At 37.8% G+C, this 11,839-nt stretch carries 7 protein-coding genes; all 7 read left to right on the forward strand.

All coding sequences use genetic code 11. The features are described 5' to 3' along the window. Positions 1-16 precede the first annotated feature (16 nt). Entirely contained in the window at positions 17-2,485 is a 2,469-nt protein-coding gene (locus tag ACUNWD_RS00210; RefSeq protein ID WP_445585739.1) for a beta-L-arabinofuranosidase domain-containing protein, read from the forward strand. Positions 2,486-2,636: 151 nt separating this feature from the next. Then, positions 2,637-3,218: an RNA polymerase sigma-70 factor gene (locus ACUNWD_RS00215; protein WP_445585740.1), complete on the forward strand. Its 582-nt coding sequence runs from the start codon at positions 2,637-2,639 to the stop codon at positions 3,216-3,218. A 65-nt stretch (positions 3,219-3,283) separates the two neighbouring features. After that, positions 3,284-4,258: a FecR family protein gene (locus tag ACUNWD_RS00220; protein WP_445585741.1), complete on the forward strand. Its 975-nt coding sequence runs from the start codon at positions 3,284-3,286 to the stop codon at positions 4,256-4,258. 184 nt (positions 4,259-4,442) lie between these two features. Further along, a complete protein-coding gene (locus tag ACUNWD_RS00225; protein ID WP_445585742.1) occupies positions 4,443-7,940 on the forward strand; it encodes a SusC/RagA family TonB-linked outer membrane protein in 3,498 nt (1,165 codons plus the stop codon). A 13-nt stretch (positions 7,941-7,953) separates the two neighbouring features. After that, on the forward strand, positions 7,954-9,924 hold the full coding sequence (locus ACUNWD_RS00230; RefSeq protein ID WP_445585743.1) for a RagB/SusD family nutrient uptake outer membrane protein: 1,971 nt from the start codon (positions 7,954-7,956) through the stop codon (positions 9,922-9,924). A 15-nt stretch (positions 9,925-9,939) separates the two neighbouring features. Further along, entirely contained in the window at positions 9,940-10,695 is a 756-nt protein-coding gene (locus ACUNWD_RS00235; RefSeq protein WP_445585744.1) for a DUF3823 domain-containing protein, read from the forward strand. A gap of 74 nt (positions 10,696-10,769) precedes the next feature. Then, a complete protein-coding gene (locus ACUNWD_RS00240; RefSeq protein ID WP_445585745.1) occupies positions 10,770-11,777 on the forward strand; it encodes a family 43 glycosylhydrolase in 1,008 nt (335 codons plus the stop codon). Positions 11,778-11,839 lie beyond the last annotated feature (62 nt).

The raw sequence follows: 11,839 nt of genomic DNA on the forward strand, positions 1-11,839 counted from the left end.
TTTGGATCGAACAACCATGAATTTATTTAGGATCAACTCAATCTTAATAGCAATTTTACTACAAGCTATTTGTACACTAAATATTTACCATTCAGTTCAAGCTGATGAGTTAGATGATAAAGCTGTTGTATTTCCTGCTCAACCTAAATTATGGCAGGCATTTTCATTGTCTGATGTGCGCTTGCTTCCCGAAAGTCCTTTTTATAAGGCGATGAAAATTTCTCAACAATACTTGCTGGATGCCGATGTCGAACGCATGCTCAACTGGCAGCGCAGACAAGCTGGAATCGAAGAACTTGGGGCATATCCTGGCTCTAATCAAACAGAAGGAACGCGGCCTGCATATTGGGACCATTATTTATCTGGAATTTCGTTAATGTATGCTCAAAGTGGTGATCACCGTTTTTTGGAGCGGGTAAATTATATGATTGATGTGATCGATCAATGCCATGAAAAAATGCATGCTAAGAATAAAGATCGCAGAGCATGGAGAACAAAGGCTTTCGATACAATATTAGCCGGAAAAATTACGGTTGATGGACCGGATGAGTTTGGATATCCTTGGGGAGGTACGTCTGGGAATTTTTGGTATGGGACACATAAAGAATTAGCTGCTTTCAGGGATGCCTATTTGTATACCGATAATGAAAAAGCTCTAAAACTATATATTGGAGAAGCGGACGAAATTGCGGATTTTGTGTTGAAGGTAAATCCGGATTTATTTGATGACATGCTTGATTTGGAACATGGTGGAATGAATGAGGTGTTTGCAGACCTGTATGCACTAACCGGCGACCAGAGATACATGGATGTTTCTATGAAATTTAACCATCAAAAGGTGGTGCTAAATATTGCTGATGGAAATGATATCCTTTATGGGAGGCATGCCAATGCTCAAATTCCAATTTTCGCTGGAACTGCGCGCCAATATCAACTTACCGGTGACGAGGTCAGTCGGAAGGCAACAGAGAATTTTCTGGACATAGTTTTTCATGATCACACGACCTGCATTGGTGGCAATGGTTGTTACGAGCGTTTTGGCCGCCCGGGAGAAATTACAAAGCGCCTGGGATTTACGTCTTGTGAAACCTGTAATTCGTACAACATGCTGAAGGTTGCACTTAATTATTTCGAATCGACTGGTGATCTCCATTATATGGACTATTATGAAAAGACATTGTATAACCACATTTTGGCCTCACAGGATCCAAATAGTGGGGGAGTTACTTATTATACTGCTTTGCGTCCCGGATCATTTAAATCGTACAGCAAAGTGTTTGATCTGGACGGCGTTTGGTGTTGTGTGGGAACTGGTATGGAGAATCATTCTAAGTATGGAAAGGCTATTTATTTCCACAATAATAAGGATTTGTATGTAAATCTGTTTATACCATCTGAACTAAATTGGAAAGAAGAAGGGTTTAAGTGCACAATGGAAACGAATTTTCCGGAAGATGAAATTATCAACATACGAATCGATGAAAACCAGCCTTTTAATGACCAGATTTATTTACGTTATCCTTCGTGGTTAAAAAGATCACCCAAAATATGGATCAACGAGCAACCAGTAAAAGTCGAACTTAGTTCCGGTGGGTACATTCGTCTTTCACATAAATGGAAGCAAGGTGATGTGATTCGGGTTGAAATACCACTGGATTTGCATCTGGAAGAAGCCAATGATGATCCGTATATGAGTTCCGTTTTTTATGGACCATTGGTGTTGGCAGGTGAACTTGGTGCTGATAAAATGCCTGGTAGCGATTTGGTTCGTGTTGCGCTGGAATATAAAAATTGGGTGACAGAAACAACCGATATACCGGTTTTTGTTGCAAACAAAATAGATTTGGAAAGCTGGTTAATTCAGGATGAAAAGAATCTATTAAAATTTAAAACAAAGAATGCCGGCATATTAAATGGAAAATCCAACGATATTAGCTTGATTCCATTTTACCAAATGCATCATCAACGCTATTCAGTGTATTGGAAAATCTACTCTCCTAATGAAATTGCTTTCCGAAAGAAAGTCGTGCAGGATGAAGTAAATCCGGCTCTGGAAATAGATGAGAAAGCGCATAATTTAGAAGGGGAAAAGATGAAAACTTCCGCAATTAAAGATGACCGCCATTTCTGGGAAAACAATCGGATTGGACGATTTGCCGAAGATGGAGGTTGGTTTTCCTATGATCTGAAAATTAATCCGGAATTTGATAGAAATTATCTTGTTGTAACCTACTGGGGTGGTGCCTTTAAAAACCAGGCGGTTGAAGTAATTGTAAACGGCAAAACGATAAAATCAGAAAATCTATATAATCGATGGCCATTAACTTATTACGAGGAAACCTATGAGCTAACAGAGGAGTTAATTGAGGATAAGGATGAAGTCACTGTGCAGTTTAAAGCACCTGAAGGAATGAATACAGGGCATGTGTTTGGTGTGAAAATTACATCGAATCCCAAAGCATTTCCAAATTATCTATTCTACTAGGTGATTCTTAATGTATATAGGCTTTCGGACTATTTCGTTTGTAGATTATATACAGGGTGTTTTAGCGATTTTCAATATTTTATTTACTTGATTGAAGAGAAGTTCTTATTTATTGAATTAGATTTTTCTCTTTTTTTTTAAGTTTGCATGAATGGAGAAACTGTTTAAACAGGAAGAAATATTAGCTAATCTTATGAGTAATGATAAAACTGCTTTGGAAGATTTGTTTAATTATTATTATCCCCGTTTATTCCGATTCTCCAAGACATTTTTGAAATTTGATGATGGAATTGATGATATCCTCCAGGAAGTATTTATAAAAATATGGGATAATCGTCAGAATATTAAAACAAATACTTCATTCAATTCCTACATATTCACGATTACCCAGAATCTTCTATTAAATGAACTGCGACGAAGATTAAACAATCAAAAAATAAAAGACCAGATTTTACGAGCTTCTATTGCGCAAGAATATCATTCTTTTGAAAGCTTTGAATATGAAGAGCTTCGGGTAAAGACTGTGGAATTTATAGAGGAGCTACCAGTAAAACAAAAAGAAATATTTAAATTGAGCAGGGTAGAAGGATTGTCTCATAAAGAAATTGCAGAGAGATTAAATATTTCAACAAAAACGGTTGAGTATCATATCGGGCAGGCTATTAGTCAGTTACGGAAAAAATATCGCACGGTAGGATTGATTTCTGCGCTTTATCTTTATCTTTTTTTATAATTATTTTGATTTTTCATTAGGGATGAACCTTTTTGCTGTGTATAACTAATGTTAGAACACACAGAATGAAAAGTTTATTAAAGAAATACATCCAATCTGTTTTATCTCCGAAGGAGTTTGAACAGTTTCATACAAACCTTAACCGCTCCGAAAATGAACCTCTGATAACGGACGGAATGAAATCAGAATGGGAAAATGTCCTCCAGGAGGAGGAACACCCTCGCGAAAATCCAGCGCTAATTAATAAAATAAAGGAAATCATAGTAGCAAAAGAGCAAGCTTTGGTGGCTAAGAAATTGCGGATTTATGTAATCAGTTCACGCGTGGCTGCTGTTTTATTGGTTGGAATTATACTTTCAAGTGTCTGGTTTTATAATCAGAAACAATCATTCTTTTCAGAGTCAACACTGCAAACTATCACTATTCCGTATGGGGCGAAAACTCAATTCGCATTGCCAGATGGCTCAAAAGTTTGGCTTAATTCGGGTTCCACCTTAAGCTATTCATCCGACTTCACAGAGAATCGGGATGTAAATTTAGAGGGTGAAGCTTTTTTTGATGTCGTGAAAAGTAAGGTTCCCTTTCAGGTGAAAACCAGCCTGGCAAAAGTGAGCGTGTTAGGAACTGCTTTTAATGTTAAAGCGTTTGACAATAAAGAATTTGAGACGACTCTTGAACGAGGAAAGATTAAAGTGCTTGATAGTGAGGATGCTGAAGTTTCTGTTGTTGAACCGGGCGAGCAGGTAAAATGGTACAATAAAAAGTTTGTAAAGGAGAAAGTTGATACTGAACTATTCACCTCATGGAAAGATGGTAAACTCATATTCTCCAGGGAACCATTTCCTGATATGATTCGGCGATTAGAACGCTACTACAACGTAAAAGTTAAATATTCAGCGACAGACTTTAATGGATTGTGGTTTTCTGGAACGATTGAAAATGAAACATTGACAGAAGTGATGGAGATGATATGTAAGGCTGCACCCGTAAAATATTCTTATAGCACTCAGGATAGAAAAGTAACCATATCAGCCCAATAAAATTTTAACCTAAAAATTGAATAAATGATGAATAACTAAAAAATGAAAGGAGCAAGAAATGGCACTTCCTGCTCCTTGACCATTGATTTAATTAACGAGTTCATAAACCAATCATTACAAACTTATGAAAAAAAAATCAGGTTTTCATGACCTAAAGTCATGTGCGTACCAAACATTACTAAAAATGAAACTAACAATCTTTGTTGTGCTACTCTCAGTTATGGGTGTGCTTGCCACTGAGAGTTATTCTCAAACTACAAAATTGACGATTAACGTCCGGGATGTCAGTATTGAATATTTTTTGCGATTCATTGAAAATCAGAGTGAATACAGATTTTTTTATAGTGGAAAAATTGATGTTGATCAACGAATATCCGGTGATTTTAATGGGAAGCTAATTAACGAAGTATTGGATAAAGCTTTAGTTGATACAGGTATTAAATATGAATTGACCGGGAGGCAGATAATTCTTTCTTCAGTAACAGAGAATATCGCAGAACAAGACAGTAAAAAAGTAACCGGAAAAGTATTTGATTCTTCCGGTGTAGCACTTCCCGGAGTTACGGTAGTTGTAAAGGGAACCACCAATGGATCGATTACCGATATTGATGGGAATTATAGTATTCCTGATGTTCCAAGTACCGGTGCTCTTATATTCTCTTTCATTGGAATGGAAACGCTTGAAGTTCCATTAGAAGGGAAAGAAGTTATAAATGTTAGCCTGCAGGAAGAAATGCAGGGACTGGATGAAGTCGTTGTTGTTGGTTATGGTGTAACCCGCAAAGGTTCGGTTTCTGCTGCAATTAGTACTGTAAACAGCGAAGATATCCAGCGCTCAACATCTACAACAACGTCAGGTGCTCTTGTTGGGAAAATTTCAGGTATTACTGCGAGGCAAAAGTCCGGAGCTCCGGGTGCTTCTGCCAGAATCCAGATTCGTAACATGGGGACACCATTATATGTTATTGACGGAATAATGTCGGATGAAGGGTCTTTTAATAACCTGGACATAAATGATATTGATAATATATCGGTGTTGAAAGATGGGGCTGCTGCAATTTATGGTGTAAAAGCCGCTAACGGAGTTATTCTGGTTACTACCAAAAGAGGGAAAAAGGATAGTAAACCAACCCTCAGTTTAAATACCTACATGGGATGGCAACAGTGGACTACCTATCCAGATTTAATGGATGCATACCAGTATAACTATGCGCTCGCGATGAACAAAGTCAACCGTGGAATTCTAACTGATCCGACGGCAATTGCGCAGACACAAGCGGAATTGGAAAAATGGAAAGCAGGAACTTATATTCCATCAACCGGTGAAGATTATAGAAGCTTTGATTGGAAAGATGCCTATGTGAGCAATGCTGCACCTCAAAAATATATCAATGCAAGTATTACTGGTGGAGGAGAGAAGACTCAGGGTTATTTGTCTGTTTCTCATGTTGATCAGGATGCCGTTTTTGAGGATTATAATTTCAATAGAACTAATCTTCAGGCAAATTTTGATATGCAGTTAAGTGACCGATTAAAAATTGGTTATCAAATGTCAGGTAAAATTGAAAACTCCACAGGGCCATCTCTTCCAAGGGTTGATGCCGCTGCCGGTGATTATCAACTCATTCGGAATTCATTATTTGGCTTGTTACCAACTTATCGCCCTTACGCGAACGATGATCCATTTTATTTAAATTACTTGGTTGCTCACGACTCCAGAAATATCGCTGCATTTACAAAAGAGCATGCAGGGAGTTACGACTCAAAATGGCGAACTATACGAAATAATATAAACCTGGAGTATAAGACACCTGTGAAAGGTTTGGTTTTTAATGGTCTACTTTCGTATTTCTATGCGAATAACAATAGCAATAGAAATGAAAAAGGCTGGCAGGAATATACGTATGATGAGGCAACTGATTCATATCTAATAAAATTTGATAAGGCGGCTTCTGGTGATACAAGACTTGCTCGTGCGAGAGAGAATATTCAGGATATAACCGGGCAATTTTTAATGAAATACGATAATATGTTTGGCGAAAAACATCATATAACCGGTACTGCTGGTTTTGAATTTTATGAGCGCCAGAGAAATTATTTATCAATTGAGCAGCGGCCTGTGGAAAATCCATTTATTGATTTGATTGGAACCAGCGAGAACAACGCTGTTGGCGAAGTTACTGGTACTTATTCTACCGCTAGTCTTGTGCTGAGAGCCGGATATGAATTTGGGCAAAAATACATTGTCGATTTCGCTGGCAGGTATGATGGATCCTGGAAATTCCCGGAAAACAACCGTTGGGGATTTTTCCCTTCAGTATCAACAGCCTGGCGTGTTTCCGAAGAGGAATTCTTTAAAAGTCTGAAGATTTCGGATTGGATGACTAATTTCAAATTGAGAGTTTCTTATGGTGAAATGGGAGATGATAATCTGGGCGGATTTTATCCTGATTTCGCGTATTTGTCTGGTTATAACTATCAATCGGGAAGTGCCAATATGCCGCTGGATCCATTTCAATTGAGTGGTGATAATAAGAATGTGGTTGGATCTGGAGTAAAAGGAATTCCAATTACCGGTTTAACATGGATGACAACGTCCATTTTTGACGTCGGTTTTGATCTTGGATTTATCAAAAATAAACTGACGTTTGAGTTTGATGCGTTTAAACGAAAAAGAGATGGTATTGCAGCTCGTCCCGATGATCTTATCTTCCCGCTGGAAAGTGGAATTAGCGCATTGCCGCAGAATTTGAATTCTGATGAAAATGTGGGTGTTGACGGATTTGTAAAATGGAACGATAAGATTGGGGAGGTAAAATATTACGTTGGTGCGAATGTTACCCTTGCAAGGCAAAAAAATGGGAAAAGTTATGGAGAGCAATTCTTCAATGCCATAGATCAATACTGGTATAGCAAAAATGATCGATGGGCAAATGTCGTGAACGGCGATGTGTGGATGGTTGAGGTTATTGGGGTATTCCAAACACAAGAAGAAATTGATAACTATCCTGTTAATATTGATGGTCAGAACAATAAAAACTTACTTCCAGGTGACTTGATATTTAAGGATGTAAACGGAGATAAAGTCATTAATAACTACGACAGAAGGCCATTGGGATATGCCGCTGGTGACTGGCCTTGGGAAGTGAACTCTGCACAGGGGAATAAGAATCCACTTTTATCTTTAGGCTTTAATTTCGGTTTTGAATGGAAAGGTATTGATTTTGCGGCTGATCTGGCTGGTGGATTCATGAACACATACATTCCAGCCTGGTTCACAGTTTGGGGAACAAGTACCGAATTTATTGCCAATGGTTACGCATTTAATAGTTTAAATGTATGGAAACATGAGGATATTTTTGATCCAACATCTCCATGGATTCCAGGCACTTTTCCTGCACTTCGTGGGTTAAATAATCCATCAACATGGTATTCAAATAGTTTCTATAACAAGAATGTAAACTATTTACGTTTGAGAAATCTTGAGTTCGGATATACCTTACCTAAACGTTGGACAAATAGGGTAGATATTGAAAAGCTTAGGTTCTATTTTGAAGGAACAAACCTACTCACAGTAGATAATATGAAGGACTACAAAATTGATCCTGAAGTTTCTGGAGTTCAAGGTGCCGATTATCCACAGCACCGGGTTTTCACCCTTGGTCTTAATTTAACTTTTTAAAGTGTAAGTAGTTATGAAAAAAATTATAAATATATTTCTAGCCGCTTTTCTATTAGTATTCTATTCCTGCGAAAGTTGGCTAACACAAGATGATACAACAGGATTATCAGTAAATCAAGCTTATTCTTCCGAAGAGGGAATAAGTAGTGTTGCAGCAAATTTATATTCCCGCTTGCGCTATCAGCAAGACTTTGGTGAAGACTATGATCCATATGGAGGTGCTAATACCGGAGCTGATTTACATGATTTGGCAAGATGGGATGAAGCGTCGCACAACAGTGCTTATTGGGTATTTTCAGGGAACGTTGACCGTAACTATCGTCAATATTATGACTTTGGGTTAATACGTGATATTAATATTCATATTCAGGCATTAACGAATGATGTGAGTTCGGATGTACCTGTAGAAAAGCAGCGATATTTTCTGGCAGAAGCAAGATACTTAAGAGCATTCACCTATTTCACAATGGTTTCGAGAATGGGGGGAGTTCCTATTATTGAAGACCCCGCTGATTATACTGAAACTCCTTTAGATTTAGCTCTTCCAAGAAATAAAGAATCAGAAGTGTATGATTATATCGCAAGTGAGCTGGATGAGATTACCGAAGATTTAAGTTTAGCTCCAGCATCGGTTAAAACACGGGCCACTAAAGGAAGTGCGCTGGCTTTAAAATGCCGTGCTATGCTGTATGCCGGTTCCATTGCGTACAATTATGACAAGAATGTTGAAAAAGGATTAATTCTGCCTAGCGGCGCAACGGGTATTGAAAAAGCAAAGGCTGATGAGTATTTCCAAAAATGTTTGGATGCATATACCGAACTAAAGAATTCTGGCAAATATTCATTGTACCAGGCTGAAAGTGATTTGGCAAAGAATTATTGTAATCTTTTCCAAAGCAGTACGAATAATCCGGAAGTCATTTTTAGCAGAGATTACGATGGAACTACATACAAAAATGATTTTACCAGCAAGGCTATATGTACTCAATTACGGGCTGGTTTAAAAACAGGCTGTGAAATAAACCCGGTATTCAATCTTGTTAATAGTTATGAAGATATTGATTCTCATACATTGGCAACGATCAATCCGTATAATGGTACAGCCCAGGTCGAACGAATGGAAGATGGACAGTCAACCTTAAGTTATAAAGTGTACGATAATCCAGGTGATATTTTTGCAGGGAAAGACCCTCGTTTAAGCGGAACCGTTATTTATCCGGGATCTTCATTTCGAGGAATTGATCTTGATTTTCAGGCTGGTCTGGCAATAAGAACTGCAAGTGGTTATGAGTTTAAGACGGTCGATTTAATTGAGAATTTAAACTCTTCAGCAAATGTATACGAAGGGCAAAGAATAACAGGAACAGAAGGGCCACATCGTACGAGCACCTATATTTCTCATACCGGGTTTTTAATGAGAAAATTTACCGATGTTGATGCAGGAACAGAAGCAGAAGGAGCCAGTGATGTGCCATACATCGTATTTCGTTATGGTGAAGTATTGCTAAATGCTGCTGAGGCTGCTTATTGTTTGGCTGAGGATGGAGTAGGAAGCTATGGTGGAGCCGATACTCGTGGCCTTGCTCTTGAATTGATCAATAATGTTAGAAATAGAGCCGGTGGTACTGAGTTTGAGATTGAGATGAGTGAGCTTGATTTTGATCGAATCATCAATGAAAGAAGAGTGGAGTTGGCATTTGAAGATCATCGTTATAACGATTTAAAAAGATGGAGAATTGCGGACGATGTTTGGGCGTATGATCCCAATAATTCAACTTCAATAATGACTGGTCTTTGGCCATATAAGATCTATGCTCCTGGTGATCCCGATGATGGAAAATGGATCTATAGAAAAGTGAGATTAGAGCATAGAGGATCTACCGAAAAACTAGGTGATCCATTAAATTTTGACCGCACCATGTTTTATGCAACTTATCCGATCAATGAAGGAAATCCGAAAATTGAGAAAAACCCAAATCATTAATAAAAATAGAATACAATGAAAAGAATAATATATCTCAGTTTTATAATTCTGGCAATTATCTCCTCATCTTGTGAGTATGATAATTATGATTCCCCATCTTTACTACTCAGCGGAAATTTGACTTATAACGGCCAAAATTTCTTATTCGATGGTAATCCTGATCGTGGCTTATTAAGTGTTTTTCAGAAAGGTTTTGGTAAAGTTGATATTGGAACTGCCATTAAAGTATGTGAAGATGGTTCTTTCCAACAGCTTTTATTCTCCGGAGAATATTGGCTTACACCAAATAACAATCAATATCCTTTTGAATTTAGTGAGTTTGACTCCTATGGTGCTGGTTTAGGATATGACAGTTTGTATGTAAATCTTAAATCTGATTTTGAGAAAAACATTGAGGTGGTTCCTTACTACACAATCAATAATTTTTCAACTTCAGTTGAAGGTGGAAATATCGTTTTGAAGTTTGATGTAGCCAATAATACGGGAACTGTTAAACCAGCTCCCAGAGTTGTAAAAGCCCGTTGTTATGTTGGAACTTCGGCAATTGTAAATAGCAAAACTTCATGCACAAAATCCATGGATGTAAATATTTCAGACCAGGGAAGTGTGGAAATTACAGTAAGTATCTCTGAGGGGAATGATTCGTATCGTAGAATGTACGTAAATAACTTTAGAGACTATGCTTTTTGCAGGGTAGCTATTGAATTGGAAAATATTCCGAATTATTATCTTTTCTCGGATACAAAAAAGGTAGAAGGCCTGCCTCAATAAAAATTTGATGGATTAAGGGCAGAATAATTTTCTGCCCTTATTAATTGATTAACTGTTTTAAGATGTGTTTTAAGATGAAGAAAGTTTGGTTATTGTTTGCTCTGTTAGGTTTCGTTGTTGTATCCGGTTTTTGTCAACAACCATCAGCTCCTTTGTTCAGGGATCCGGTTTACGATGGGGCTGCTGATCCGGTTGTAATATGGAATAAAACGGAGAAAAATTGGTGGATGCTTTATTCGGCGCGCAGAGCAAATCAAATGATACCCGATGTTGCGTTTTGTTATGGAAATAATGTAGGTATTGCATCTTCTGATGACAATGGGAAAACATGGGTATACCGAGGTGAATTGGATTTGGATTTTGAAAGAGGTACGAACACTTTTTGGGCTCCCGACGTAATTTATCACAATGGTGAATATCATATGTTTGTCGTTTATTATCGAGGAGTTCGAAGTCATTGGGGAGGGAATCCCGTTATTCATCACTATGTAAGCAAAGATATGTGGGACTGGAATCATATTGGACCATTAAAACTCTCTTCTAATAGTGTGATTGATGCAACTCTTTTTAAAATGAAAAATGGAAAATTCCGCATGTGGTATAAAGATGAAACGCGGGGAGCAATTACCATGATGTCGGAAAGTGATGATCTTTATAATTGGACAAACAATGATGAGCCTGCAATTGGAGGACGAGCGCATGAAGGACCTAAAGTTTTCGAGTTTAAAGGATATTATTGGATGCTCACTGACGAGTGGCAGGGGATGCGTGTATATAAATCCAACGATTTGAATAATTGGGAAAGGCATGGCTTAATTTTGGATAAGCCAAGTTTGCGAAAGGAAGATTCTCCAAGTGGAGCGCATGGCGATGTAGTAGTAGTAGATGGGAAAGCCTACATTTTTTACTTTACTCATCCCGGAAGGACAAAGCATTTTGCGGGAGAAATGGATGAGGATGGATGTTACTCCTACTCAAATCGTCGGTCAAGTATTCAGGTTGGCGAATTGGAATTTGATGGGGAAACCTTGACTTGTGACCGGGATAAACCGTTTGATTTTTTCCTTCCAAATCTAGATTGATCGTATCAATGGTGTTGAAAATCAGTTGTTCAAGTTTTGTAAATTGAAAAAAATAATAAAAA

This window comes from Sunxiuqinia sp. A32, from assembly GCF_052690465.1.

Coding starts and splice junctions, on each gene's coding strand:
- ACUNWD_RS00215 (WP_445585740.1), top strand. CDS start 2,637: ATGGAGAAACTGTTTAAACAGGAAGAAATATTAGCTAATCTTATGAGT.
- ACUNWD_RS00240 (WP_445585745.1), top strand. CDS start 10,770: ATGAAGAAAGTTTGGTTATTGTTTGCTCTGTTAGGTTTCGTTGTTGTA.
- ACUNWD_RS00210 (WP_445585739.1), top strand. CDS start 17: ATGAATTTATTTAGGATCAACTCAATCTTAATAGCAATTTTACTACAA.
- ACUNWD_RS00235 (WP_445585744.1), top strand. CDS start 9,940: ATGAAAAGAATAATATATCTCAGTTTTATAATTCTGGCAATTATCTCC.
- ACUNWD_RS00220 (WP_445585741.1), top strand. CDS start 3,284: ATGAAAAGTTTATTAAAGAAATACATCCAATCTGTTTTATCTCCGAAG.
- ACUNWD_RS00225 (WP_445585742.1), top strand. CDS start 4,443: ATGAAACTAACAATCTTTGTTGTGCTACTCTCAGTTATGGGTGTGCTT.
- ACUNWD_RS00230 (WP_445585743.1), top strand. CDS start 7,954: ATGAAAAAAATTATAAATATATTTCTAGCCGCTTTTCTATTAGTATTC.